At 62.0% G+C, this 23621-nt stretch carries 23 protein-coding genes, 2 tRNA genes and 1 pseudogene; 16 read left to right on the forward strand and 10 right to left on the reverse strand.

Going from position 1 to position 23621, the window contains the following annotated elements; translation table 11 throughout:
- Position 1: 1 nt before the first annotated feature.
- From tolB to DJ563_RS00345, 6 genes are all read left to right on the forward strand, one after another.
- A complete protein-coding gene (tolB, locus tag DJ563_RS00320) occupies positions 2 to 1273 on the forward strand; it encodes a Tol-Pal system beta propeller repeat protein TolB (protein ID WP_033699839.1) in 1272 nt (423 codons plus the stop codon).
- 54 nt (positions 1274 to 1327) lie between these two features.
- A complete protein-coding gene (gene pal / locus DJ563_RS00325; RefSeq protein WP_008090230.1) occupies positions 1328 to 1825 on the forward strand; it encodes a peptidoglycan-associated lipoprotein Pal in 498 nt (165 codons plus the stop codon).
- A gap of 6 nt (positions 1826 to 1831) precedes the next feature.
- Positions 1832 to 2647: a tol-pal system protein YbgF gene (gene ybgF / locus DJ563_RS00330; RefSeq protein ID WP_274099595.1), complete on the forward strand. Its 816-nt coding sequence runs from the start codon at positions 1832 to 1834 to the stop codon at positions 2645 to 2647.
- A gap of 159 nt (positions 2648 to 2806) precedes the next feature.
- Positions 2807 to 3454 (forward strand): 7-carboxy-7-deazaguanine synthase QueE, encoded by a 648-nt coding sequence (gene queE / locus DJ563_RS00335; RefSeq protein ID WP_434518633.1) that lies wholly within the window; start codon positions 2807 to 2809, stop codon positions 3452 to 3454.
- A gap of 17 nt (positions 3455 to 3471) precedes the next feature.
- Entirely contained in the window at positions 3472 to 4146 is a 675-nt protein-coding gene (queC, locus tag DJ563_RS00340) for a 7-cyano-7-deazaguanine synthase QueC (protein WP_434518634.1), read from the forward strand.
- A gap of 60 nt (positions 4147 to 4206) precedes the next feature.
- A tRNA-Lys gene (locus DJ563_RS00345) sits at positions 4207 to 4282 on the forward strand.
- A 117-nt stretch (positions 4283 to 4399) separates the two neighbouring features.
- Here the strand turns inward: DJ563_RS00345 and DJ563_RS00350 are convergent.
- The 4 genes and pseudogenes from DJ563_RS00350 to DJ563_RS00365 all read right to left on the reverse strand — a co-directional run bounded on the left by DJ563_RS00350 (position 4400) and on the right by DJ563_RS00365 (position 8984).
- Positions 4400 to 5359: a cation diffusion facilitator family transporter gene (locus tag DJ563_RS00350; RefSeq protein ID WP_434518635.1), complete on the reverse strand. Its 960-nt coding sequence runs from the start codon at positions 5357 to 5359 to the stop codon at positions 4400 to 4402.
- A 139-nt stretch (positions 5360 to 5498) separates the two neighbouring features.
- Positions 5499 to 6254 (reverse strand): methyl-accepting chemotaxis protein, encoded by a 756-nt coding sequence (locus DJ563_RS00355; RefSeq protein WP_371925451.1) that lies wholly within the window; start codon positions 6252 to 6254, stop codon positions 5499 to 5501.
- Positions 6255 to 6356: 102 nt separating this feature from the next.
- Positions 6357 to 7565, reverse strand: a pseudogene (locus DJ563_RS00360) (PDC sensor domain-containing protein); the annotation flags it as partial.
- A gap of 66 nt (positions 7566 to 7631) precedes the next feature.
- The gene (locus DJ563_RS00365; protein WP_434518636.1) at positions 7632 to 8984 is read right to left on the reverse strand and encodes an APC family permease; all 1353 of its coding nucleotides are present in this window, start codon (positions 8982 to 8984) and stop codon (positions 7632 to 7634) included.
- 472 nt (positions 8985 to 9456) lie between these two features.
- On the opposite strand from DJ563_RS00365, the gene DJ563_RS00370 reads away from it, so the two are divergent.
- Complete coding sequence (locus tag DJ563_RS00370; protein WP_434518637.1) at positions 9457 to 10965, forward strand: YdgA family protein; 1509 nt, start codon at positions 9457 to 9459, stop codon at positions 10963 to 10965.
- A gap of 230 nt (positions 10966 to 11195) precedes the next feature.
- Positions 11196 to 12254 carry a quinolinate synthase NadA gene (gene nadA, locus DJ563_RS00375; RefSeq protein ID WP_186658350.1) on the forward strand — a complete coding sequence of 353 codons (1059 nt, stop codon included), beginning with the start codon at positions 11196 to 11198 and terminating at the stop codon, positions 12252 to 12254.
- Positions 12255 to 12299: 45 nt separating this feature from the next.
- Here nadA and DJ563_RS00380 read toward each other — a convergent pair whose 3' ends face one another.
- Positions 12300 to 13736, reverse strand: coding sequence for a M48 family metalloprotease (locus DJ563_RS00380; RefSeq protein ID WP_033699831.1), 1437 nt, complete (start codon positions 13734 to 13736; stop codon positions 12300 to 12302).
- Positions 13737 to 13856: 120 nt separating this feature from the next.
- Here DJ563_RS00380 and DJ563_RS00385 point away from each other — a divergent pair, with 120 nt between their 5' ends.
- Both DJ563_RS00385 and DJ563_RS00390 read left to right on the forward strand, forming a co-directional pair.
- Complete coding sequence (locus DJ563_RS00385; protein ID WP_027594652.1) at positions 13857 to 14096, forward strand: sulfurtransferase TusA family protein; 240 nt, start codon at positions 13857 to 13859, stop codon at positions 14094 to 14096.
- Positions 14097 to 14116: 20 nt separating this feature from the next.
- Positions 14117 to 15187 carry an AI-2E family transporter gene (locus DJ563_RS00390; RefSeq protein ID WP_186658352.1) on the forward strand — a complete coding sequence of 357 codons (1071 nt, stop codon included), beginning with the start codon at positions 14117 to 14119 and terminating at the stop codon, positions 15185 to 15187.
- A gap of 31 nt (positions 15188 to 15218) precedes the next feature.
- Here the strand turns inward: DJ563_RS00390 and DJ563_RS00395 are convergent, their stop codons facing one another.
- Positions 15219 to 15692 carry a peroxiredoxin gene (locus DJ563_RS00395; RefSeq protein WP_156311203.1) on the reverse strand — a complete coding sequence of 158 codons (474 nt, stop codon included), beginning with the start codon at positions 15690 to 15692 and terminating at the stop codon, positions 15219 to 15221.
- A gap of 10 nt (positions 15693 to 15702) precedes the next feature.
- A complete protein-coding gene (locus tag DJ563_RS00400) occupies positions 15703 to 16263 on the reverse strand; it encodes a glycine cleavage system protein R (protein WP_033699827.1) in 561 nt (186 codons plus the stop codon).
- Positions 16264 to 16522: 259 nt separating this feature from the next.
- On the opposite strand from DJ563_RS00400, the gene dapA reads away from it, so the two are divergent.
- The 5 genes from dapA to DJ563_RS00425 all read left to right on the forward strand — a co-directional run bounded on the left by dapA (position 16523) and on the right by DJ563_RS00425 (position 20218).
- Positions 16523 to 17401, forward strand: a complete 879-nt coding sequence (gene dapA, locus DJ563_RS00405) for a 4-hydroxy-tetrahydrodipicolinate synthase (RefSeq protein ID WP_033699825.1) — start codon at positions 16523 to 16525, stop codon at positions 17399 to 17401.
- 17 nt (positions 17402 to 17418) lie between these two features.
- The gene (bamC, locus tag DJ563_RS00410) at positions 17419 to 18537 is read left to right on the forward strand and encodes an outer membrane protein assembly factor BamC (protein WP_047583250.1); all 1119 of its coding nucleotides are present in this window, start codon (positions 17419 to 17421) and stop codon (positions 18535 to 18537) included.
- Positions 18538 to 19296, forward strand: coding sequence for an MBL fold metallo-hydrolase (locus DJ563_RS00415; protein WP_033699821.1), 759 nt, complete (start codon positions 18538 to 18540; stop codon positions 19294 to 19296).
- 29 nt (positions 19297 to 19325) lie between these two features.
- Positions 19326 to 20036, forward strand: a complete 711-nt coding sequence (gene purC, locus DJ563_RS00420; RefSeq protein ID WP_008097517.1) for a phosphoribosylaminoimidazolesuccinocarboxamide synthase — start codon at positions 19326 to 19328, stop codon at positions 20034 to 20036.
- Positions 20037 to 20128: 92 nt separating this feature from the next.
- Positions 20129 to 20218, forward strand: a tRNA-Ser gene (locus DJ563_RS00425).
- 1153 nt (positions 20219 to 21371) lie between these two features.
- Here DJ563_RS00425 and DJ563_RS00430 read toward each other — a convergent pair.
- From DJ563_RS00430 to DJ563_RS00440, 3 genes are all read right to left on the reverse strand, one after another.
- The gene (locus DJ563_RS00430) at positions 21372 to 21644 is read right to left on the reverse strand and encodes a DUF3077 domain-containing protein (RefSeq protein ID WP_033699807.1); all 273 of its coding nucleotides are present in this window, start codon (positions 21642 to 21644) and stop codon (positions 21372 to 21374) included.
- A gap of 95 nt (positions 21645 to 21739) precedes the next feature.
- The gene (locus tag DJ563_RS00435; RefSeq protein WP_033699806.1) at positions 21740 to 22003 is read right to left on the reverse strand and encodes a hypothetical protein; all 264 of its coding nucleotides are present in this window, start codon (positions 22001 to 22003) and stop codon (positions 21740 to 21742) included.
- A 464-nt stretch (positions 22004 to 22467) separates the two neighbouring features.
- Entirely contained in the window at positions 22468 to 23085 is a 618-nt protein-coding gene (locus DJ563_RS00440; RefSeq protein WP_434518638.1) for a LysE family transporter, read from the reverse strand.
- 204 nt (positions 23086 to 23289) lie between these two features.
- Between DJ563_RS00440 and DJ563_RS00445 the strand changes: the two genes are divergently transcribed.
- On the forward strand, positions 23290 to 23481 hold the full coding sequence (locus DJ563_RS00445; RefSeq protein ID WP_027594641.1) for a DUF4223 family protein: 192 nt from the start codon (positions 23290 to 23292) through the stop codon (positions 23479 to 23481).
- Positions 23482 to 23621: the final 140 nt, after the last annotated feature.

Here is a 23621-nt window from a genome sequence, read left to right on the forward strand (position 1 = left end):
CATGCTGTGCTGCGTGGCAGGCATGGCCGTAGCAGAGGAAAAGAACATCCTGGTCACCAGCGGCAGCGACCGGGCCACGCCCATCGCGGTAGTGCCGTTCGGTCTGCAGGGCGGCAGCGTGCTGCCCGAAGACATGGCTGACATCATTGGCAACGACCTGCGCAACTCCGGCTACTACTCGCCGATCCCGCGGCAGAACATGATCAGCCAGCCTTCCCAGGCCAGCGAAGTCATCTTCCGCGACTGGAAGGCGTTGGGTGCGCAGTACGTGATGGTCGGCAGCATCGTGCCGTCCGGCGGCCGCCTGCAGGTGCAGTACGCCCTGTTCAACGTCGCCACCGAGCAGCAAGTGCTGACCGGCAGCGTGGCGGGCAGCGTCGACCAGCTGCGCGACATGTCGCACTACATCGCCGACCAGTCGTTCGAAAAGCTCACCGGCATCAAGGGTGCGTTCTCTACCCGCATGCTGTACGTGACGGCCGAGCGTTTTTCCACCAACAACACCCGTTACACCCTGCAGCGTTCGGACTACGACGGTGCCCGGGCAGTGACCCTGCTGCAATCGCGTGAGCCGATCCTGTCGCCACGCTTTGCACCGGATGGCAAGCGTATTGCCTATGTGTCGTTCGAGCAGAAGCGCCCGCGTATCTTCGTGCAGCACATCGACACCGGCCGCCGTGAGCAGGTCACCAACTTCGAAGGCCTCAACGGTGCACCGGCCTGGTCGCCTGACGGTTCGCGCCTGGCGTTCGTGCTGTCGAAAGATGGCAACCCGGACATCTACGTGATGAACGTGGCTTCGCGTCAGATCAGCCGTGTCACTGCCGGCCCCGGTATCAATACCGAGCCGTTCTGGGGCAAGGATGGCAACACCCTGTACTTCACCTCCGACCGTGGCGGCAAGCCGCAGATCTACAAGCAGTCGGTCAGTGGTGGTAGCGCCGAGCGCGTAACTTTCGTCGGTAACTACAACGCCAACCCGAAACTTTCGGCGGACGAAAAGACGCTGGTGATGATCCACCGTCAGCAGGGCTTCACCAACTTCAAAGTGGCGGCACAGGACTTGCAGCGCGGAAGTGTAAAGATTCTCTCTGAAACAAGTCTTGATGAGTCTCCCACTGTTGCGCCAAACGGCACCATGCTAATCTACGCCACCCGCCAGCAGGGCCGGGGAGTCTTGATGCTCGTGTCGCTTAATGGCCGCGTGAGGCTCCCACTTCCTACCGCTCAAGGCGAAGTCAGAGAACCGTCCTGGTCCCCTTACCTGAACTGATTGCGGCGTAATACGTTTTGCTTAACACACTGGGGTTTCATTAGGAGTTTCACGATGGAAATGCTGAAGTTTGGTAAATTCGCTGCGCTGGCTCTGGCCATGGCTGTAGCTGTAGGTTGCTCCTCGAAAGGCGGTGACAACGCTGGTGAAGGCGCTGTTGACCCGAACGCTGGCTACGGTGCCAACACTGGCGCTGTCGACGGCTCCCTGAGCGAAGAAGCCGCCCTGCGCGCAATCACCACCTTCTACTTCGAATACGACAGCTCGGACCTGAAGCCAGAAGCCATGCGCGCTCTGGACGTTCACGCCAAGGACCTGAAGTCCAACGGCAACCGCGTTGTTCTGGAAGGCAACACCGACGAGCGCGGCACCCGCGAGTACAACATGGCTCTGGGTGAGCGTCGTGCCAAGGCCGTTCAGCGTTACCTGGTTCTGCAGGGCGTTTCCCCTGCTCAGCTGGAACTGGTCTCCTACGGTGAAGAGCGTCCTGTTGCCACTGGCAACGACGAGCAATCCTGGGCTCAGAACCGTCGCGTAGAACTGCGTAAGTAAGTTCCCATGCGAATGTGCCGCCGTGTAGTAACCGTCCTCGCACTCAGCCTGCCGCTCGCGGCCTGGGCTGAGGTCCCTGTAGTAGATGACAACGCAGGCAGTTATCCGCCTGCGGGTTATGGCACGAGCGGCGCCTATGCCGGGGCAGGGGCTTCAACCCCTGCCTCGGCACAGGGCCAGCTGTTCATGCAGCTGCAACAGATGCAGGACCAGCTTTCCCGCCAGCAAGGCATCATCGAAGAGCTGCAAAACGATGTGTCGCGCATGAAGCAGGAAAACCTGGAGCGATACCAGGACCTGGACCGTCGCATCAACAGTGGTGCCGCGCCTGCCGCGACCCCTGACAATTCCTCTACCGGGGGCGCATCCAATGCCGCCGCCGGTGCAGCAGCAGGTGCCGCTGGCGCCGCTGCGCAACAACCGGCCGCCAGTGGCGAGCCCGGTGATCCGGCGAAAGAGAAGCTCTATTACGATGCCGCTTTCGACCTGATCAAGCAGAAGGACTTCGACAAGGCCAGCCAGGCGTTCAACGCCTTCCTGCGCAAGTACCCCAGCAGCCAGTACGCCGGCAATGCCCAGTATTGGCTGGGTGAGGTGAACCTGGCCAAGGGCGACCTGCCAGGTGCCAGCCAGGCGTTCGCGCAGGTGAGCCAGAAGTACCCCAAGCACAGCAAGGTGCCTGATTCGCTGTACAAGCTGGCCGACGTCGAGCGCCGCATGGGCCACACCGACAAGGTCAAAGGCATTCTGCAACAGGTCATCACCCAGTACCCTGGCACATCCGCCGCGCAACTGGCACAGCGTGACCTGCAAAAGCTCTAAGCCGCACCCTTCGCAAGAAACCCGCGCCAGTCGCGGGTTTTTTCGTTAGAATCACTGCCCTTTTTCTTAAACACGCTGCAGCGGATAACGCCATGTCGAGTCCGCGACAGTGCCTGACGGAGGCGGACAGCCTGTTTAGCTGTCACGCCCGTGGCGATCATGCAAGACACATTACGCATCACCGAAGTTTTTTACTCTTTGCAGGGTGAAACACGAACGGCTGGGCTGCCCACGGTTTTCGTGCGCCTGACCGGTTGCCCCCTGCGCTGTCAGTACTGCGACAGTGCCTACGCGTTCAGCGGCGGCACCCTGCGCACCCTCGATTCGATCATCGAACAGGTGGCCGGTTTCAAGCCGCGTTACGTCTGCGTAACGGGCGGCGAGCCGTTGGCCCAGCCCAATGCCTTGCCGTTGCTTCAGCAACTGTGCGATGCCGGCTACGAGGTTTCGCTGGAGACCAGCGGCGCGCTGGATATTTCGGGTACCGACACCCGCGTCAGCCGTGTGGTCGACCTGAAGACGCCAGGCTCCGAGGAGTCGCACCGTAATCGCTATGAGAACATCGAGCACTTGACCCGCAACGACCAGGTCAAGTTCGTGATCTGCTCGCGCGAGGACTATGACTGGGCGGTGTCCAAGCTGATCCAGTACAACCTTGCCGAGCGTGCCGGCGAGGTGTTGTTCTCGCCTAGCCATCACCAGGTGCGCGCGAGTGACCTGGCCGACTGGATCATTGCCGACAACCTGCCCGTGCGCTTCCAGTTGCAGCTGCACAAGCTGCTGTGGAACGACGAACCCGGACGTTGATTGAGGAGTAGCAGTACATGACTGAAAAACGCGCGGTAATCCTGCTGTCTGGCGGCCTCGACTCGGCCACCGTTGTTGCCATGGCCAAGGCCGAAGGCTACAGCTGTTACACCATGAGTTTCGACTACGGCCAGCGTCATCGTGCAGAACTCGATGCCGCTGCCCGCGTCGCTCGTGACCTCGGGGTGGTCGAGCACAAGGTCATCGGCCTGAGCCTGGACGGTATCGGTGGCTCGGCCCTGACCGACAGCAGCATCGATGTACCGGAAACCCCCGGTGAGGGGATTCCAGTCACCTACGTGCCAGCGCGCAACACCGTGTTCCTGTCCCTGGCCCTGGGTTGGGCCGAAGTGCTCGAAGCGCGTGACATCTTCATTGGCGTCAATGCCGTGGACTACTCCGGTTACCCGGACTGCCGCCCCGAATTCGTCGAAGCCTTCGAGCGCATGGCCAACCTGGCGACCAAGGCGGGCGTCGAAGGGCAGGGCTTCCGTATCCAGGCGCCGTTGCAGAACCTGAGCAAGGCACAGATCGTTCAGGAGGGCATCGCCCGCGGTGTGGACTACAGCCTGACGGTGTCCTGCTACCAGGCCGATGATCAAGGCCGTGCCTGCGGCAAGTGCGACAGCTGCCGCCTGCGCGCCGATGGCTTCAAAGCTGCCGGTGTGACCGACCCGACGCGTTATTTTTGATTTTTTTACCGTAGGGTGTTGATTTCCCGTTAGAAATCAGTATTATACGCGCCATCCAACGGGTCGTTAGCTCAGTTGGTAGAGCAGTTGGCTTTTAACCAATTGGTCGTAGGTTCGAATCCTACACGACCCACCATACGCAGTAAGTCAAAGCCCGCTACCGGCAACGGTCGCGGGCTTTGTCGTTTCTGGCTTGTGTTGCTTGCCTTGGCCCATCGCCGGCAAGCCGGCGATGGGCTGCAAAGCGGCCCCGTTACTCGGCCCATTCCGGGTCGCCGGTAAACACCACGGTCAGCCAGCGGTCCGGCCCTTCGCCGCCCACGGCATCACCGATCTCGTTGCGCAGTGCATCCCACTCATCGATGGTTTTCGCGCCCATGCCGGTCGGCACGATGAAGTACAGCTCGATCTCCCGCGAGCGCCCCACCTTGGCCACATAAGCGCGGTACGACTGCAGGCCGTGGCGCGCGATGAATGCCTTGGCGACCTCGTCGACATGCAGTTTGAGGTCGCCCGGCGTCACCAGGAAAATCTCCGAAAATGCCTGGCGTACCACCGACAACGGCAACGGAATGATCACCAGGCAGACCAGTGCCAGTACCGCCGGGTCGATGTACGGTGACATCCACTCCCACTGCGTGCCTTGCACGGCATAACCAAAGCAGAAGGCGATCAGCAACGCGGCAGTAATGCTGGCCGACATCACCCAGCCCTTGACGTCCATGCGCACGAAGTCCGAACACAGCTTGCGGTTGGCCCGGGCTTCGATCACCGCGATGGTCACGCAGGCAATCACGGTCAGTACCGCGTAGACCATGGCAATGCCGAATTCCAGGTGGCGCCCGCCTTGCAGCACGCTGCTGACGGCGTTGATCAGCGCATAGATGGCCACGCCGCTGAGCAGGATGCCATTGAGCGCCAGCACCATCGGCTCCAGGTGCCAGAAGCCCATGGTGAAGCGCTCGCGCAGTTTGCGTGACATGTGCGCGGTGGTGGTGTGCGAGGTGATCAGCTTGACCACCACCAGCGACAGCCCGCTCATGCTGGCGTCGACCAGTGAATAGACGCCGTCGAAGATGATCGAGAACGAGCCGGAGGCCAGGCCGAAGGCGATGCCGATGGTGGCGATGAACAGGGTGACGGCGATCGAGGTGCGTAGCAGGCCTTGTTCGCTGGTGATGTCGAAGAATGGGGGTTTGTTTGCTGCTTCCATGGGTAAAGCTCTTTCAAAAGGTGGGTTGCCTGTACCGGCCTCTTCGCGGGGCAAGCCCGCTCCACAGGTGCGGCACCGCTCTCAAGGCTTGTGATAGTCCTGTGGGAGCGGGCTTGCCCCGCGAAGAGGCCAGTACAGACTAGACGCGAAACTGCTCCATCAAGGCTTGCTGCTGGTTGGCCAGCCGGTTCAGTGCCTGGCTGATCCGCGCCGACTCCTCGGCCTGGCCAGACAGCGATTCTGTCACATCGCGGATGCCGGCCACGTTGCGGTTCACTTCCTCGGCCACCGCACTTTGCTCTTCCGCTGCCGAGGCGATCTGCAGGTTCATGTCGCTGATCACCGCCACCGCCTCGCCAATTCGCTGCAGGGCCGGCAGTGCCTGCTCCATGCGCGTCGCGCTGGCTTGAGCCTGGCGTTGGCCTTCATGCATGGCGCCCACCACATCCTCGGTGCCTTGCTGCAAGCCTTCGATGACCTGGCGGATTTCCTCGACCGATACCTGGGTGCGTTGGGCCAGGCTGCGCACTTCGTCGGCGACCACGGCAAAACCGCGTCCGGCTTCGCCAGCCCGGGCGGCTTCGATGGCGGCATTGAGCGCCAGCAGGTTGGTTTGCTCGGCAATGGCGCGGATCACATCCAGCACCGAGCCAATTTGCTCGCTGCGGCTTTCCAGGGCGCGTGCTTCGTCCATCGCGGTGGTCATGTCGGCGGCCAGGCGGTCGATGGCCTGGCGGGTACTGGCGATCAGTTGCAGGCCTTCGCGGCTCGCCTGGTCGGCGCCGCGAGCCGCCTGAGCTGCCTGGGCGGCATTGTGGGCGACATCCAGTGCGGTAGCGCTCATTTCGTTGGCGGCGGTGGCCACCTGCTCGATTTCCCGGTGCTGTTGCTGCATGCCGTTGCTGGTCTGGCTGGCGATGGCAGCGGACTGGTCGGCGGTGCCGCGGGCTTCCTGCAGCGAGCCCTTGACCTGGGCAATTACGGGTTGGAGTTTGTCGAGGAAGCGGTTGAACCAGCCCGTCAGCTGGCCCAGTTCGTCCTCGCGGGCGTAGTCCAGACGGCGGGTCAGGTCACCTTCACCGCTGGCGATGTCCTCCAGGCGCGCCGCTACGGCAAGGATCGGCCGGGTTACCCCGCGTGCGGTCAGCCAGACCAGCAGCAGGCCCAGCACGGCAGCGGCGAGGCCGATCATCAGGCTGGTGAGGTTGGCGCGCTGGTTGTTCGCGTCCAGCCGTTGGTTGAGGGTGACTGCCGGCGCTTGCAGGACGCTTTGTGGCACTTCAAGCAGTACCTGCCAGGGGGGCGCATCGGGGATCGGTGCGAAGGGGTGGGCAACCCGCAGCAGGCCGCTCGCCACGCTCGTGCTCAGCGCCTTGCCGAGCTGAGAGCTGTCGCGGCTGTGGCCTGCCAGCAGGCCGGCCGGGCTGACGATGCTGACCTGGCCCTGGCCATCGAACAGCTCCTGACGGCCGTCCAGGCTCAGCTGCTGCAGGTTGTCCAGGCCAATGTCCAGGCCGACCACGCCGATGACCTTGCCGTTTTCCAGCAGGGGCAGGGCGATGCTGGTCATCAGCACCTGGCGGCCATTGACCTCGTCGAGGTACGGCTCGAGCATACAGGTCTGGGCCGTCTCTTGCGGGCAGGTCAGCCAGCGGTTCTGCGGGCTGCCGCTGGTGCTGGTGCGGGTGTCGGCCAGCATCGATTCCGGCATGGCTTCTGCTTCGAGGGTGCCAGGGCGCGGTTGCGACCAGTACAGCGAGAACCGCCCGCTGTCGTTGCTGCCCAGGGCATCCTGGCCGATGTACTGGCTGTCCTGGTGGTCCAGAGCATTGGGCTGGAACACCAGGTAAAGGCCGATCACATCCGGGTTGCCGGCCAGGCTGGCACGCGCTTCGCGGGTCAGGTCGCCGCGCAGGTCGCTGCCGCCGCGGGCCTTCAATACCTGCACCAAGCGGCGCAAGCCATTGCCATACTGATAAGCGTCCATGAAATAGCGCTGGATGCGCAATGCCTGGGTCTGGGCGTGCGCTTGCAGGCGCAGGCGCGCGCTCTGGTCGAGCATTTCGGTGTTGGCCTGGTTGACCAGTGCCGCGCTGCGCCGGGCCTGGGTCAGCGAGGTGGCGACCAGCAGGGCGACGATGGCCAGCAGGCACAAGCCGGCAAGCAGGGTGATCTTCCACTGGATGGAGAGACGGCGCAGCGGCATAGGGGCTTTCCTTTTCGATCAAGCGCAACGCCCGCTATCAGGCGCGGGCGTTGTCGGCAGCGTGGGTCATTCAGCGATGCAGTTCGGTGGGGCAACCCTGAAGGCCTTGGTCAGCCAGGCCAGATAGCACAAGCCGAACAATGCCCAGATGCCACCAAACATGAGCGAGTGCGCGTTCAAGTCCAGCCACAGCGAAACGATGATGCAGAAGCCGATGGTCGGCAGCACCAGGTACTTGAGCTTGTTGGCCAGCCCCTGGCGATTGCCTTCGCGCAGGTAGCAGTGGTTGATCACCGACAGGTTGACGAAGCTGAAGGCCACCAGGGCGCCGAAGTTGATGATCGACGTGGCCGTGACCAGGTTGAAGAAGATGGCCGACAGCGAAATCAGCCCCACCACCGCGATGTTCATGACCGGCGTCTTGTAGCGTGAATGCAGGCGGGCAAAGATGCTGGCCGGGATCACGTTGTCGCGGGCCATCACGTACAGCAAGCGTGAGACGCTGGTCTGCGAGGCCAGGCCCGAGGCGATGGTATTGATCACGGTGCAGGCGATGAACACCGACTGGAACAGCTTACCGCCCACGTACAGGGCGATTTCCGGCAAGGCGGCTTCCTGGTCATGGAAGCGCGCCATGGTCGGGAAGTAGGCCTGGATGAAGTACGACACCAAGATGAACACCATCCCGCCGATCAGCGCGGTGAGGAAGATCGCCCGTGGGATGGTCTTGCCCGGGTCGCGGGTTTCTTCCGACAGGCAGGTGACTGCGTCGAAGCCCAGGAACGAGAAGCACAGGATGGTCGCGCCAGCGGCCAGGGCGCTGAGCTGGGTCTGGTTGTCGGCGAAGGGCAGCAGGCTCCAGGTGGTACCCATCCCTTCGCCATGGTGCAGGCCGCGCACGCAGAGGTAGATGAACACGCCGATGATTGCCACCTGCACCGCCACGAACAGCAGGTTGAAGTGCGCCACCAGGTTGATGCTGCGCATATTGATCAGGCTGATCAGGCTGACGAACCCGACCACCCACACCCACGCCGGCACTTCGGGGAACATGGCCGACAGGTAGAGCTTGGCCAGCAGCGCATTGACCATGGGCAGGAGCAGGTAGTCCAGCAGCGATGACCAGCCCACCAGGAAGCCCACGTGCGGGTTGATGGCGCGCTGGGTGTAGGTGTAGGCCGAACCCGATTGCGGGAAGCGTCGTACCAGGGTGCCATAGCTCACGGCGGTGAACAGGATGCCGGCCAGCGCCAGGATGTAGGCGCTGGGCACATGCCCGGCGGTGATGCCGGAAACAATCCCGAACGTGTCGAACACGGTCATCGGTGTCAGGTAGGCCAGGCCGATGATTACCACGTGCCAGAGGCGCAGGGATTTGTGGAATTGGCCGCTGCCGGTAGCGCTCTGGTCAGGCTGCATGCTGGCATGGCTCCTGCGGCTGGGCGTGAACGGCGGGCACAGTGAGTGGCGCATGCGGCAAGTGCGAGCGGGTGGGCTCCATGTTGTTCACCTTTATTGTTCGGAGCAGAGGGAGGCGCGTGCGAGACGCCGGTTGTTCTTTGTGAGGTGGGCGCGGTGCAAGTGGTTAAAATAAAAAACGATGGGTAGGTTGGTGTCAAGTTAAACATGACAAGATGTTGCAAAACTGAAATATTTATCGATTTGAATAGGGTTTTGTTCGGTTTTTGCGCGCTTTTATGCGCTTTTGCTCGATTTAGATGTCCGTAAAATTGAACAAACCCGAAATGTTTCCTGCGCCTTTCAGACGCTTCCTAAAAGCGGGATTTCTCTGCTTCGGCCGTCACGTGCCTCAGGCTGCAGTGATATTCTTCAGGCCCTGCGTGGCACCTGGCCGCGTGCAAGCCCTTATGGACAGCAATCGGTTTTATTCATGAAGAAATCAGTAGGCATCCTTTCCGGCCTGGCCCTTGCCATTGCCGTCGCAACCACCGCTGGCGCCTGGTACACCGGCGAGCGCCTGCCTGCGGAGCTGGAATATTCCGTCAACCGCAGCAACGCTGAACTGAAGAAAGCCCTGGTAGGCGTCGGCGGCAGCATGACCGTCGAACTGGTCTCGCTGGATCGGCACTTCTTCAGCAGCACCGCCCAATACCGGCTCACCGCCAAGGGCATAAACCTTGGCGACGGCGAGGCGGTCAATTTCGAGGTGGGCATGACCGACCAGATCGAGCATGGCCCGTTCCCTTGGTCGCGGGTCAAGGCGCTGAAGCTGATGCCAGTGCTGGCTGTCAGCAACAGCACGCTGGTCAAAGACGCATTCACCGCCCCCTGGTTCGCCGCAGCGGGCGAGCAGTCGCCGGTCAGCGCGCAGACCAGCCTGGGTTACGGCGGCAGCGTCGACAGCACGGTATTGCTGGCCCCGGCCAAGGTCACCGAAACCGATGGCAACAGCCTCGACTTCTCGGGCATGCAGCTGCAAGTCAGCGGCGACCGCGAAGGCAAGGCGACCCAGTTCGAGGGCAGTGCCGAGCGCTTCGAGATGAAGGTGGTCCGCGACGATCAGCCGCCTGCCACGTTCGAGCTGAAAGGCTTGAAGGTCGGCGGTGACCTGGCGGCCACCAAGCATGATGCGATCTATGTCGGCAACGTCGACCTGTCGCTGGCTGAAACCAAGGTCACCTTGGGGCCCAAGCAGCAGGTGCTGTTGATCAAAGGCTTCGAGCAGAATGCCGTGCAAACCCTCGACGGCCCGGACACCGTGGGTGGGCGCGTGGCTTACACGCTGGCGGACATCACCTGGGACGGCCGCGCGGTCGGTAATGCTCAGTTGGCCGTGAGCATCAAGTCGCTCAACGCGCCGGCGCTGCAAGCGCTGTCGCACTGGTACCAGGCGCACGTGCCGGAGTTCGAGGCAGCGGCCGCAGCCGGCCAGCCGGTGCCACAGATCCAGATGGACGAGGCTGAGAAGGCCAAGTTCCAGGGCGACCTGCAACAGCTGTTGGCGTCCAAGCCCAAGCTGGCCGTGGAAAACTTCTCGTTCAAGACGGCCAATGGCGAAAGCCGCTTCAACCTGGCCATGGACTTCGCCAGCCCGACCTCCTTCGACTTGCCGCCTGACCAGTTGAGCAAGCAACTGATCAGCGAGGTGAAGAGCAAGCTGTCGCTGTCCAAGCCGATGATTGGCGACCTGGCAACCTTGCAGGCATTGCTGGAAGGGCAGACCGATGCCCAGGGGATCGCCATGCAGTCCAGCCAGGCGGGTGAAATGGTCGGCATGATGGCGCTGCAAAGCGGCATGGCCACGGTGCAGGGCAATGATGTGGTGAGCAGCCTGCACTACGCCGATGGCATGGTCGACTTCAATGGCCAGAAAATGACCGTGGAAGCGTTCGCGATGCTGATGTCCTCGCGTCTTGCAGCCTTGCAGCCGCAAGGTTGATTGGCTGAGCGGTACAGCCCTGTCGCCGGCAACCCGGTTACAGGGCTGTACAGGCTGCATAAAACCCTTTTGAATTGCCTCGATTGTCTGTAGCCTTCGGCGTCCGATAATAATCCGCGCCCGCAGAGGGCCGTGATGGCCTGCGCGCCGTCCGGCGCCCCTAGCCGATCTGCCAGGGCCGGGTGATACACTCGATTTGATGCGCACACGCGCCTGCAGGTCCAGCGATCATGACCCAGATTTCCGAACGCCTGTTGGTTCAGGCCCACCTCGACGCCAAACAGCCCAACCCGCTGACAGCCGAGCAGGAGGCCGAATACCGTGCGGCCATCGCTGCCGAGCTCAAGGCGCAGAACGCCGTGCTGGTCGCCCATTACTACTGCGATCCGGTGATCCAGGCGCTGGCCGAAGAGACCGGCGGTTGCGTATCCGACTCGTTGGAAATGGCCCGTTTCGGCAAGAACCACCCCGCCGAGACCGTGATCGTTGCCGGTGTGCGCTTCATGGGCGAAACGGCAAAAATTCTTACCCCCGAAAAACGCGTGCTGATGCCGACCCTCGAGGCCACCTGCTCCCTCGACCTGGGGTGCCCGGTTGAAGAGTTTTCGGCATTCTGCGACCAACACCCGGAACGTACCGTGGTGGTCTATGCCAATACCTCGGCGGCCGTGAAGGCGCGTGCCGACTGGGTGGTAACCTCCAGCTGCGCGCTGGAGATCGTCGAAAGCCTGATGGACAACGGCGAGACCATCATCTGGGGCCCGGACCAGCACCTGGGGCGCTACATCCAGAAGCAGACCGGCGCCGACATGCTGCTGTGGGACGGCGCGTGCATCGTTCACGAAGAATTCAAGTCGCGCCAGCTGGCCGACATGAAGGCGCTTTACCCGGACGCAGCCATTCTGGTTCACCCTGAATCGCCCGAAGCGGTGATCGACCTGGCCGACGCGGTAGGTTCGACCAGCCAGTTGATCAAGGCCGCCCAGACCCTGCCGAACAAGACCTTCATCGTCGCCACCGACCGCGGCATCTTCTACAAGATGCAGCAGCTGTGCCCGGACAAGGAATTTGTCGAGGCGCCGACGGCCGGTAACGGTGCAGCCTGCCGCAGTTGCGCGCACTGCCCGTGGATGGCGATGAACACCCTGGAGCGTGTGCTGGATTGCCTGCGCACGGGCAGCAACGAGATTTTCGTTGACCCGGCGCTGGTGCCCAAGGCGATCAAGCCGCTGAACAGGATGCTCGATTTTACTCAGGCGGCGCGCTTGAAGTTGTCGGGTAACGCCTGATATTGCTGGGGCCGCTTTGCGGCCCATTCGCGGTCCAGATGTGCCCTAACGGCCCATCATGTCCTTGACCATCCGCTGCTGCTCCATGATCTCGCGCTGGCGCTGATCGATCTGCGACGCCAGCGGGAAGTTGCTGCCCGCACGGCGTTTAGCGTAATCCAGCTGCTGGATGGCCTGGTCGAAATCCCCCACCAAGGTGAAGTACTCGGCCCGTGCCCGGTGCAAGCCGATGGTATTGCCCGACAACCCCCGCACTTCGGCAACCTCGTACCACACATCCGGGTCATCCGGCCGGCTCTTGAGCAGGTCGTTCAGTACCTTTTCTGCCTCGGCCGGCTTGTTCTGCTTGACCAGCAGGTCGGCGCGCACCTGTTTCAGCGGGTAATTGCCCGGGTACAGCCCCTGCATCCGTTCGGCGCGCTGCTGTGCATCGGCCAGGCGGTTGTTGGTGATGTCCAGGTCGATCTGCGCCAGGTTGTAGGTAATGTCGTTGGGAGCCTTGGCCAGCAGCGGCTTGAGCAGCTCGCGGGCCTCGTTCAGCTGGCCACCCTTGATCTGCGCCAAGGCCAGGCCATAGCGCGCGGCGTCCAGCTTCGGGTCTTCGTCAAGCTGGGCGCGGAAGCGCTTGGCGGCAAGGCCCGGGGTGCCTTCGTAGGTGAGTGCCACGCGGGCGCGGATCAACTGGTAGCGCTGGGTGTCCTCGATGCCGCCCTTGGGCGCCTGCTCGGCGCGGTTGCGCGTGTCGGCAACCCGCGACTCGGTCACCGGGTGAGTCAGCAGAAATTCTGGCGGCTTGGCATCGTAGCGGTACTGGCGCGCCAGGCGCTCGAACATGCTGGGCATGTTGCGCGGGTCGTAACCGGCCTTTTCCAGGTTCTGGATGCCGATGCGGTCGGCTTCCTGTTCATTTTGCCGCGAGAAGCGCCGCTGCTCCTGAATGGCGGCGGCCTGGGTGCCTGCGATCACGCCGATACCGGCATCGCCGCCGCCACCAGCGGCCAGCACGATGCCTGCCAGCAGGGCGGCCATCATCGGCAGTTGCATGCGTTGCTGGGCTTCGACGCCACGGGCGAAGTGGCGCTGCGACAAGTGCGCCAGTTCGTGAGCCAGTACCGAGGCGTATTCGCCCTCGGTCTGGGCATTGAGGAACAGCCCGCCGTTGACCCCGACGATGCCGCCAGGGGCGGCGAAGGCGTTGAGCTCGCGGCTGTCGATCAGGATGAACTCCAGGCGCCGGTCCTGCAGCTGGCTGGTTTCCGCCAGGCGATACACGCTGGTTTCGACGTAGTCCTTGAGCTGCGGGTCGTTCAACTGGTTGACCTGGCCACGCAACAGGCTCAGCCAGGCGCGGCCGAGCTGGTGCTCCTGTTGCGGCGAGACGATCGCAGAGCTGGCATCACCCAGTGATGGCAGGTCGTCAGCATGGCCGGGAAGGGCCATCAGGCAGGCCAGCGTCAACAGGGTAGGGCGCAGTAGATTCATGCACGAAGCTCGCGTCGGGTCAAAGGCCTCTACTGTAGCCCGCTCACACGTTGGCGACCAGTGGCGGTATCCTAGCGGGCCTGTTACCAAAGACGTCTGCCCCGCACGTGGAGAACCCCGATGAGCGACACCCTGACCTGCGACGCTGAACTCGACGCCAGCGGGCTGAACTGCCCGCTGCCACTGCTGAAGGCAAAGATGGAACTCAACCGCCTGGCCAGTGGCGCGGTGCTCAAGGTGATTGCTACCGATGCTGGCTCGCAGCGCGACTTCCGCACTTTTGCCAAGCTGGCCGGTCATACGCTGCTGCATGAAACGGCCGAGGCCGGCACCTACACCTACTGGCTGCGCAAGGCCTGAGTCTCAACCAAGGATCGTCAATGTTCAAAGTGCTTCGCGACTGGATGCAGCGCTATTTCTCCGATGAGGAGGCGGTGGTACTGGCGGTCCTGCTGGTTCTGGCGTTTACCGCGGTACTGACCCTGGGCGGCATGTTGGCGCCGGTGCTGGCGGGGATGGTGCTGGCGTTTCTGATGCAGGGCCTGGTCAACGCCCTGGAGCGCCTGCGGGTACCCACCCGGCTGGCGGTGGCCGTGGTGTTTGCGTTGTTCATGGGGGCACTGGCGGTCATCCTGCTGGTGCTGGTGCCGTTGCTCTGGCATCAGCTGATCACCCTGTTCAACGAGCTGCCCGGCATGCTCGGCAAATGGCAGTCGCTGTTGCTGCTGCTGCCCGAGCGCTACCCGCACCTGGTGTCGGATGAGCAGGTATTGCATGCCATCGAGTCGGTGCGCGGTGAAATCGGCAAGTTCGGCCAGTGGGCACTGACCTTCTCGTTGTCGAGCCTGCCGCTGCTGGTCAACGCCATGATCTACCTGGTGCTGGTGCCGATCCTGGTGTTCTTCTTCCTCAAGGACCGCGAGGTGATCGGGCGTTGGGTGGTGGGTTATCTACCCCGTGAGCGCACCTTGCTCAACCGCGTGGGCAACGAGATGAACCGGCAGATCGCCAACTACATTCGCGGCAAGGGCATCGAGATTCTGATTTGCGGGGTTGCCACCTATATCGCGTTCATCAGCCTGGGGCTGAACTATGCGGCCTTGCTGGCGTTGCTGGTGGGCTTGTCGGTGGTGGTGCCCTATGTGGGCGCCGTGGTGGTGACCGTGCCGGTGACGTTGATTGCATTGTTCCAGTGGGGCTGGGGCGATCAGTTCATCTACCTGATGACGGTGTACGCGATCATTCAGGCGCTGGATGGCAACGTGCTGGTGCCGTTGCTGTTTTCCGAGGCGGTGAGCCTGCACCCGGTGGCGATCATCTGCGCGGTGCTGCTGTTTGGCGGGTTGTGGGGCTTCTGGGGGATCTTCTTTGCGATCCCGTTGGCAACGCTGTTCAAGGCGGTGCTGGATGCCTGGCCGCGGCAAGAGCCGACAGTGGCGCCGCTGTTGTGATTTTTGGGGCTGCAAAGCAGCCCCGGCAATCTCAAGCCTTGTTCAACGCCTGAGCCGCCGCCAAGACGGCATCCACATGCCCGGGCACCTTCACCCCACGCCATTCCTGGCGCAGCACACCGTCCTTGTCGATCAGGAAGGTGCTGCGGTCCACGCCCATGTACTCCTTGCCATACAGCTTCTTCAGCTTGATCACGTCGAACAGCTGGCACAGGGCCTCGTCCTTGTCGCTGATCAGCTCGAACGGGAAGCCTTGCTTGGCCTTGAAGTTCTCATGCGACTTGAGGCCATCGCGCGATACGCCGAACACCACGGTATTGGCGGCGGCAAAGGCTTCATGCTGATCACGGAAGCCCTGGCCCTGGGTAGTGCAGCCCGGGGTGCTGTCCTTGGGGTAGAAGTACACCACCACCTGGCGGCCCTTGAGCTCGGCAAGGCTGACCGCCTGGCCGCTGGTGGCCTGGGCCTGGAAATCGGCAACGGGTTGGTCGAGTGCTACGGCCATGGGGGCTTCCTTACATGGGGTTCTGTGGGCGCCAAGGCTCGATCAGCGCATCCAGGTTCAAGGCATCGGCAAAGTCCAGGAACTGGTCACGCAGCCAGCTGATCTGGGTGCCGGCCGGCAAAATCACGGTGAACTGGGCGTTGAGCATGCTGCTGCCGGTCTGTGGCGCCAGGTAGGTGTCGCAGGTCATGGCTTCGAGCTCGACACGGTGGTCGAGGAAGAACTGGCACAGCTCGTTGATGATGTCGGGGCGGTAGGCCGCGCTGACATAGGCCACGTAAGGCAGCGCCTGCGGGCGTACCTCCTGGTCGGCGCTGCGCACCACATCGAGGGTCAGGCCGTGCTTTTTGCCCAGGCCAGGCAGGGAGGCTTCAAGACGCGCCAGGGCGTCCCAGCTGCCACCGACCTGCAGCACCAGGGCGCTGGTCTCGCCATGGCGGCTCAGGCGCGAGGTGACTACCGCGCAGCGGTTCTCGACGGCAGCGCGGCTGAGGACGTTGGCCAGTTCCATGGGGTTTGGGCCCAGGGCACTGATGACAAGGAATTGTTCGCGGACGGTGGGGGTGGACATGCAGCATTCCTAAAGCGATGAGCGGTCGGTGCAGGACAGGCAAAAGCCTCCAGTCGGCAGTGCCCGGGGCTCGCATGCGAGGTCGTGGACGCCGGCGGGGAGCAAGGTCGACGGCCCGGCGGGCCGCGCTGCACCGATCAAAGGATCAAGGGTAGCGAATTAAGCCGCCGAGGGGAATGCTCCGCCCGCCTGCTTCGCTTGTGCAAGGCCGATGCCCCCAGTACCATTACCGCTCTCTTTTTCCGGCAGGAGCAGTTACATGATTGCGGGCAGTATGGTGGCATTGGTCACTCCCATGGATGCACAAGGGCGTCTTGACTGGGACAGCCTCGGCAAACTTGTAGACTTCCACCTGGAAAACGGCACTCACGCCATCGTCGCCGTCGGTACTACCGGCGAGTCGGCCACCCTGACCGTCGAAGAGCACATCGAGGTCATCGAATTCGTGGTCAAGCGTGTCGCTGGCCGCATCCCGGTCATCGCAGGCACTGGCGCCAACTCCACCTCGGAAGCCGTGCACCTGACCCAGAACGCCAAAAACGCCGGCGCCGACGCCTGCCTGCTGGTCGTGCCGTACTACAACAAGCCGACCCAGGAAGGCTTGTACCAGCACTTCAAGCACATCGCCGAAGCCGTCGACATCCCGCAGATCCTCTACAACGTACCCGGCCGCACCTCCTGCGACATGCAGGCCGAGACCGTGATCCGCCTGTCGACCGTGCCGAACATCATCGGCATCAAGGAAGCCACCGGCGACCTGGCCCGTGCCAAGGCCATCCTCGATGGCGTCAGCAAGGACTTCATCGTCATGTCCGGCGACGACCCGACGGCTGTCGAGCTGATCCTGCTGGGCGGCAAGGGCAACATCTCCGTGACGGCCAACGTCGCCCCGCGCGAAATGGCCGACCTGTGCGAGGCCGCCCTTGAGGGCAATGCCGAGAAGGCCCGCGCAATCAACGAAACACTCATGCCGCTGCACAAAGACCTGTTCTGCGAAGCCAACCCGATTCCGGTGAAATGGGCGCTCGTCGAAATGGGCCTGATGCACAAAGGCATTCGCCTGCCGCTGACCTGGCTGAGCGAAGGCTGTCACGAAAAAGTCCGTACTGCCTTGCGCCAGTCCGGCGTACTGGTTTAATCGAGGAAGTACACCGCATGAAGCGACTGGCTGGTCTTTCCGCCCTTGCCCTGATCATTTCCAGCACCAGCGGTTGCGGCTGGCTGTGGGGCGACGAGGGTTATTTCCGCGACCGCGGCAGCGATTACCTGCAGGCGCACCCGACCGCGCCGATGCAGCTGCCGCCGGACGCCAGCAACGTCAAGCGCCTCGACCCGCTGTTGCCTATTCCGCGTAACGTTGCCGATGACAGCGCCACCGGCGAGTTCGAAGTACCGCGTCCGCAACCGCTGACGGCCGGTGCCGAAGTCAGCGACTTCAGCTTGCAACGCAGCGGCAACAGCCGTTGGGTGCTGGCCCAGCGCTCGCCAGCCGAAGTCTGGCCTGCGGCCCGTCAGTTCTTTGAAGACAATGGCTTCCGCATTGCCGAAGAGCGCCCGCAAACCGGCGAATTCAATACCAGCTGGCAGCGTTTCGATGAACTCTCGGCCTCGCTCGGCCAGCGCCTGGCGAGCACCGCCAGCAGCGGCGACAGCGAAGTGCGCGTGCGTGTACGCATGGAGCCCGGCGTGCAGCGCAACACCTCCGAGGTGTACATCGTCAGCGTCGAGCGCCCGGCTGGCAGCACCGCCGAGCCTGGTTTCCCGTCCACCTCCAGCAACACCGGCGCCGATGCCCTGCTGGTTGACGAAATGCTCGCCAGCATGAACCGCAGCGCCGAGAAGGGCGGGTCTGTCTCGCTGCTGGCCGCGCGCGATTTCGATGCGCCAAGCCGCGTCAGCCTGAGCGAAGACGGCAGCGGCAACCCGGTACTGTACCTGGGCGCCGACCTGGATCGCGCCTGGTCCAGCGTGGGCCGTGCCCTGGAGCAAGGTGGCGAGTGGCGTGTCGAAGACATCAACCGCAGCCTGGGCCTGTACTACATCAACCTGTCCGAAAAACCTGACGACAAGCAGAACGAGCCGGGCTTCTTCAGCCGCATGTTCGGCAGTGCACCGACCAAAGAAGAGCGTGAAGCCCGTGCCGAGCGCTACCAGGTACGCCTGAGCAAGGTCGGCGAGAGCGTGCAGGTCACCGTCGAGAAAAACATCAACACCGTGGCTCCGGCCGATGTCGCCCGCCGTGTGCTGAGCGCCATTCAGGACCACCTGGGTTAAGTGCGCTTCGCGGTACTCGGAAGCGGCAGCCAGGGAAACGGCACGCTGATCGCCAGTGGTGACACGTTCATCCTGGTCGATTGCGGGTTCTCCCTGCGTGAGACCGAGCGGCGCCTGGCGCTGCTCGGGGTCTCGGCGGCACAGCTGAGCGCGGTGCTGGTTACCCACGAACATGCCGACCACGTGCATGGGGTTGGGTTGCTGTCGCGGCGCTACAATGTACCGGTCTACCTCAGCCAAGGGACGTTGCGCGGCCTGCGCAAGCCGGTGGAGGTGGCCGGTTTTCTCGCTTGTGGCGACAGCCTGCGCATCGGTGGCCTGGAGGTGACGGCAGCGCGCGTCGAGCACGACGCCTACGAGCCGTTGCAATACGTGCTCAGCGACGGCCGGCGGCGTTTCGGCATGCTCACCGACCTGGGCTCGTACGATGCCTTGTTGCTGGAGCGCTACCAGGGCCTGGATGCCCTGTTGATCGAAGCCAATCACTGCCGCGACATGCTGGCACGCGGTCACTACCCGTCGTTCCTGAAGCAGCGGGTAGGTGGCATGCAAGGGCATTTGAACAATCACCAGGCCGCGCGCCTGGTGGACGAGTTGGGCTGGAGCAACCTGCAACACCTGGTGCTGGCCCACCTCAGCAGCAAGAACAACCTGCCACAACTGGCCCGCCAGTGCTTCGTCGACACCCTTGGGTGCGACCCGGACTGGCTTCAGGTGGCGAATCAGGAACACGGGCTCGACTGGCGCGAAATCGCCTAGCCCAACTACTCAAGCAAGCGGAGCCCATCATGGAAAAACGCGAAGAACTTTACCGCGGCAAGGCCAAATCGGTTTACAAGACCGACGACGCCGACCGCTTGATCCTGCTGTTCCGCAACGACACCTCGGCGTTCGACGGCAAGCGTATCGAACAGCTCGACCGCAAAGGCATGGTGAACAACAAGTTCAACGCCTTCATCATGCAAAAGCTCGAAGAAGCCGGCGTGCCGACCCAGTTCGACAAGCTGCTGGGCGACAACGAGTGCCTGGTGAAGAAGCTCGACATGATCCCGGTCGAGTGCGTGGTGCGTAACTACGCGGCGGGCAGCCTGGTCAAGCGTCTGGGCGTGGAGGAGGGCATCAAGCTGGAGCCGTCCACCTTCGAACTGTTCCTGAAGAACGACGAGAAGGGCGACCCCTTCATCAACGAATCCCACGTTGTCGCGTTCGGCTGGGGCACCGCCGAGCAGCTGGTAGAGATGAAAAAGCTGTCGCTGAAAGTCAACGAAGTGCTGAACAAACTGTTCGATGACGCAGGCCTGCTGCTGGTCGACTTCAAGCTGGAGTTCGGCGTGTTCCACGGCCAGATCGTCCTGGGCGACGAATTCAGCCCCGACGGCTGCCGCCTGTGGGACAAAGAAACCCGCAAGAAGATGGACAAGGACCGCTTCCGCCAGGGCCTGGGCGACGTAATCGAAGCCTACGAAGAAGTTGCCAAGCGCCTGGGCGTGCCGCTGTAAGCGGCCTGTTCACGCAAGCGCCTGATACCACGCGATTTTTTTGAAAATAAAGGTTTGCGTTTTCAGAATTCGCTGGTATGATGCGCGGCATTGGAGAGATGCCGGAGTGGTCGAACGGGACGGATTCGAAATCCGTTGTACTGGCAACAGTACCTAGGGTTCAAATCCCTATCTCTCCGCCATACATGAAGTAGTCGAAGCCCCCGAAAACGTTGAAGTTTTCGGGGGCTTTGTCGTTTCAGGGATGAAAGTTAGGGCATTTTTAGGGCATATTCTCAACCTTGGAGACCGCGCTGGGCCCGCTCTGGCCATGGTGACGGCTCCGGTTTAGGGCTGAGTCTGAGTATGATTCGACACTGGTGATGTGGCCATAAGGGAAGGCAGGCTCCATGTTTGTGTATCTGGATGAAACTGAGTTTGGAGAGGGGCAGTTCAGCAAAATCTCAGCGTCCTAGTGTGGTGTTTCAGAAGTGCCAATGAAAATTACATGCCCGAGGCCCGTGCCGCACGGGCGATGGAGGCCAGGGTGTCCTCGGCTTTTTCAGGGGTTTTGAATGCCTGGAGCTTGTATTCGGGGCCACTAGGTGCCTGGCTTGGCAATTTTCGGCGCCTATCAGATCGAGCGCCGCCCGCGCGGCGCATCGCGAGCTAAGCTCGCTCCTACATTTGTTTCGGCCAGTTAATCCTGAGGCATTGGCGCGCTGCCCTTGGCGTCCGCCTCAATATTGTGGCGGACAAACAAGGCGGTCGCGCGCGCTGGCATAGGCGTGACTGGCCCGAAACAAGTGTAGGAGCGAGCTTAGCTCGCGATGCGCCGCGCGGGCGGCGCTCGATTTCCGCCCCACCTCCAAACCCAAGACAGGCACCTAGCCCCCATCACCCTATCTTCCGTCAAGCACATAGCAGCCCCACTCCCCAACATTCCATGAAAATCCACAAAAAAAGCCGACCTGGCCTCCAACGCCCGTGCGGCACGGGCCTTGGGCATGTAATTTTCATTGGCACTTCTGAAACACCACACTAGGTCCGCAAACTCAACGTTAGCCAAGAACCACGATGACCATCCTCCTTCGCCCGCAGGGCGCCTTCGGCTGGTTCAGTTACTGGTTATTCAATTGTTTGCAAAGCGTGAGGTTCCTTCCCTCTCAAGACTGCCGGTGGAAATTAAAATCTTTGAACGAGGCGATGAGTCGAGGTTCGTTCTTTTTTCCATTGACGTGAAAGTTGTCTGATGGTCAGCGCCACCGTAGTCCTTGTGCCCCTGTCGAGGAAGCGCGAAGCCTCGAACGGTTTGGTGTTGCTCAAGTTCAGATCGAGGACTCGCATAGCGTTGCCTTAATGTTTCATCATCCCCAGCTCAGCATCATCCAGCAGCGCCTTGGCCATCGCGCTCAGGTAGTGCGAGGCCCAGATCAGCTTTTGATCGCCATCCATCAACCCGGCCAATGTCATGTCGCGTACGTAGCCCATCAATTCGGAGGCCTGTTCGCGGGCGCTTTGGCAGCAGATGCCCGGCTCGATGCGAAAGAGTGGGTGGGTCTGGTTTTCGCCTTGGTAGAACGTGGTTTTGCCGGCTGTAGTGGGCGGCTTGGGGGTGTCTGTAGTCATCATTGAACTCCCTGGAATGTTCAGTTCCCGGGCGTGCCTGTTCGCGGTTTTACCCGCGAACAGGCACGCCCAGGCGATGCATCACTTCAATGGTTTCAGTGCAGGGTGCGCGGCTCTGCCGGAGCATGCGGCTGCATCTGCAGTTGCATCAAGGCGGACTCCACCAGGCTTTGTACGGCTTCCATCTCGTGGATGACCGCCTGCATCACGATCGAGCTGGGGGAGGTGGGTTTGAGTTGCACGGACTGACGGGCTACGGACAGGGCGCAGAGGACGTACTCTGTGGATTGGATCAGGGTGTCCTGCAGGATTTGAGAGGCATCGAGGGAGTAGGGCGGATCGGGGACTATCTTGCGCATATACAGCTCCTTGAGTCAGGTGGAGCTGCCTGCTAACGCTGTCAAACGAATGGAGGCAGCTATACATGGGTTGACAGACCGGTGACCCAAGGAACCCGGCGCACACGAGTGTGCCCCATGTACAGCTGCCATTAAGCGCTGCAAGTGAGTTCTTAAGTCGGGACGGCCTGTCAAAGCCGGTCGCTACAGTGGCAACGACACGGCGAGACTAGAGCGCGACCCAAGCACTAGCAACAGTTTGAGCGGGTTGGGAGTATGTTTGGGAAATGGACTACAAGATAGGGGAAAAAACTGAAGGTTAGCTGTAGGGCGGAAGGCTCAGTTGCCGTCTTTTATCGTTCAGGGAATGAATACTGGGCTGACCTGTTGGTTTTGGTTTGCTGGATAGATCCTGGGGCCGCTTTGCGGCCCATCGCAGGGCAAGCCAGCTCCTACAGGGCAGCGCAAGCCTTGTAGGAAAACCCTCAGCGCATCGCCGCCAGCTTGATCCCGAACCCGACCAGGCATACCCCCGCCAACCGCTCGAACAGGTTGGTAATCCGGGGATTCGCGCGCATGCGTTCAGCCAGCTTGTGGGTCAACACCACCGCAATCAGCCCATACAGGAACGTCACCACCGCCACGGTCGCCGCCAGGAAGCCAAAGGTCACCAGCCCCTGGTGCTTCACCGGGTCGACGAACAGCGGGAAAAACGCCATGTAGAACATGATCGCCTTGGGATTGAGCAAGGTGATCATCATGGTCTGGCGCAAGTAGTGGCCGTTGTCCATGCGGCTTGCACGCGGGGCGCCGCCGGGTTTGCTCAGCAGCATGCGCAGCCCCAGGTAGGCCAGGTACGCAGCGCCCGCCCACTGCACCACATGGAACGCGGCAGGGTAGGCGGCCAGCAGGGTGGCAACGCCCGCCACGGCCAGCCACAGCAGCACCTGGTCACCCAGGATCACCCCGCAGGTCGCCGCCATGCCAGCCTTGATGCCGCCTTTGCCGGTCGCCGTGATCAAGGCAAAGTTGCCCGGGCCGGGGATGGCCAGGACGATGATGAAGGCGATGACGAACGCGCCGTAGTCGGTAACACCGAGCATGGGGAAACTCCTGTAAGCGTGCAGGTGTGAGGCAGAACGACAGACTATCTTCCGTGGCGGCCTACTTTTCAACTGTCGGTTAATGCTGCGATAACGCGACGTATTGTTACATCGCGGCCCGCACGACTTGGATCCAATGCCTTGGTTCTGTATGATCCGGGCGCCATCAGCACGATGGCCGACGATTCATTTAAAGGACTTTGTATGAAAAAGCTGTTGAAAGCCACTGTTGCTGTTGCTGTCGTTTCGGGCGTTGCCCTGCTGTCCGGCTGCACTGGCCAAGTCTACAACCAGCAGAAGAACTGCTCGTACGACTACCTGTTCCACCCTTCGGTTTCCATCTCCAAGGTCATCGGTGGCTGCGGCCCAATCGATAAACTGCCTCAGCCGCAGTAATCTTGGCGATACCCTGATCGCGCCGCTTGCGACGTGATCCAAAGACCCCGGCCATGCAAGTGGCCGGGGTCTTTTGTTTTCCCCCTGGGACAACCTGCCGCCTTGACGCGAACCCCCTCAATTTGTTTGTGCTGGCAATT

It is taken from the genome of Pseudomonas sp. NFX1 (assembly GCF_051123555.1).
GTDB classification, from domain to species: domain Bacteria; phylum Pseudomonadota; class Gammaproteobacteria; order Pseudomonadales; family Pseudomonadaceae; genus Aquipseudomonas; species Aquipseudomonas capeferrum.

What these genes read in the sequence shown, in the direction of transcription:
- tolB (WP_033699839.1), top strand. Translation starts at nt 2, where the DNA reads ATGCTGTGCTGCGTGGCAGGCATGGCCGTAGCAGAGGAAAAGAACATC.
- pal (WP_008090230.1), top strand. Translation starts at nt 1,328, where the DNA reads ATGGAAATGCTGAAGTTTGGTAAATTCGCTGCGCTGGCTCTGGCCATG.
- ybgF (WP_274099595.1), top strand. Translation starts at nt 1,832, where the DNA reads ATGCGAATGTGCCGCCGTGTAGTAACCGTCCTCGCACTCAGCCTGCCG.
- queE (WP_434518633.1), top strand. Translation starts at nt 2,807, where the DNA reads ATGCAAGACACATTACGCATCACCGAAGTTTTTTACTCTTTGCAGGGT.
- queC (WP_434518634.1), top strand. Translation starts at nt 3,472, where the DNA reads ATGACTGAAAAACGCGCGGTAATCCTGCTGTCTGGCGGCCTCGACTCG.
- DJ563_RS00350 (WP_434518635.1), bottom strand. Translation starts at nt 5,359, where the DNA reads ATGGAAGCAGCAAACAAACCCCCATTCTTCGACATCACCAGCGAACAA.
- DJ563_RS00355 (WP_371925451.1), bottom strand. Translation starts at nt 6,254, where the DNA reads ATGCAGCAACAGCACCGGGAAATCGAGCAGGTGGCCACCGCCGCCAAC.
- DJ563_RS00365 (WP_434518636.1), bottom strand. Translation starts at nt 8,984, where the DNA reads ATGCAGCCTGACCAGAGCGCTACCGGCAGCGGCCAATTCCACAAATCC.
- DJ563_RS00370 (WP_434518637.1), top strand. Translation starts at nt 9,457, where the DNA reads ATGAAGAAATCAGTAGGCATCCTTTCCGGCCTGGCCCTTGCCATTGCC.
- nadA (WP_186658350.1), top strand. Translation starts at nt 11,196, where the DNA reads ATGACCCAGATTTCCGAACGCCTGTTGGTTCAGGCCCACCTCGACGCC.
- DJ563_RS00380 (WP_033699831.1), bottom strand. Translation starts at nt 13,736, where the DNA reads ATGAATCTACTGCGCCCTACCCTGTTGACGCTGGCCTGCCTGATGGCC.
- DJ563_RS00385 (WP_027594652.1), top strand. Translation starts at nt 13,857, where the DNA reads ATGAGCGACACCCTGACCTGCGACGCTGAACTCGACGCCAGCGGGCTG.
- DJ563_RS00390 (WP_186658352.1), top strand. Translation starts at nt 14,117, where the DNA reads ATGTTCAAAGTGCTTCGCGACTGGATGCAGCGCTATTTCTCCGATGAG.
- DJ563_RS00395 (WP_156311203.1), bottom strand. Translation starts at nt 15,692, where the DNA reads ATGGCCGTAGCACTCGACCAACCCGTTGCCGATTTCCAGGCCCAGGCC.
- DJ563_RS00400 (WP_033699827.1), bottom strand. Translation starts at nt 16,263, where the DNA reads ATGTCCACCCCCACCGTCCGCGAACAATTCCTTGTCATCAGTGCCCTG.
- dapA (WP_033699825.1), top strand. Translation starts at nt 16,523, where the DNA reads ATGATTGCGGGCAGTATGGTGGCATTGGTCACTCCCATGGATGCACAA.
- bamC (WP_047583250.1), top strand. Translation starts at nt 17,419, where the DNA reads ATGAAGCGACTGGCTGGTCTTTCCGCCCTTGCCCTGATCATTTCCAGC.
- purC (WP_008097517.1), top strand. Translation starts at nt 19,326, where the DNA reads ATGGAAAAACGCGAAGAACTTTACCGCGGCAAGGCCAAATCGGTTTAC.
- DJ563_RS00430 (WP_033699807.1), bottom strand. Translation starts at nt 21,644, where the DNA reads ATGACTACAGACACCCCCAAGCCGCCCACTACAGCCGGCAAAACCACG.
- DJ563_RS00435 (WP_033699806.1), bottom strand. Translation starts at nt 22,003, where the DNA reads ATGCGCAAGATAGTCCCCGATCCGCCCTACTCCCTCGATGCCTCTCAA.
- DJ563_RS00440 (WP_434518638.1), bottom strand. Translation starts at nt 23,085, where the DNA reads ATGCTCGGTGTTACCGACTACGGCGCGTTCGTCATCGCCTTCATCATC.
- DJ563_RS00445 (WP_027594641.1), top strand. Translation starts at nt 23,290, where the DNA reads ATGAAAAAGCTGTTGAAAGCCACTGTTGCTGTTGCTGTCGTTTCGGGC.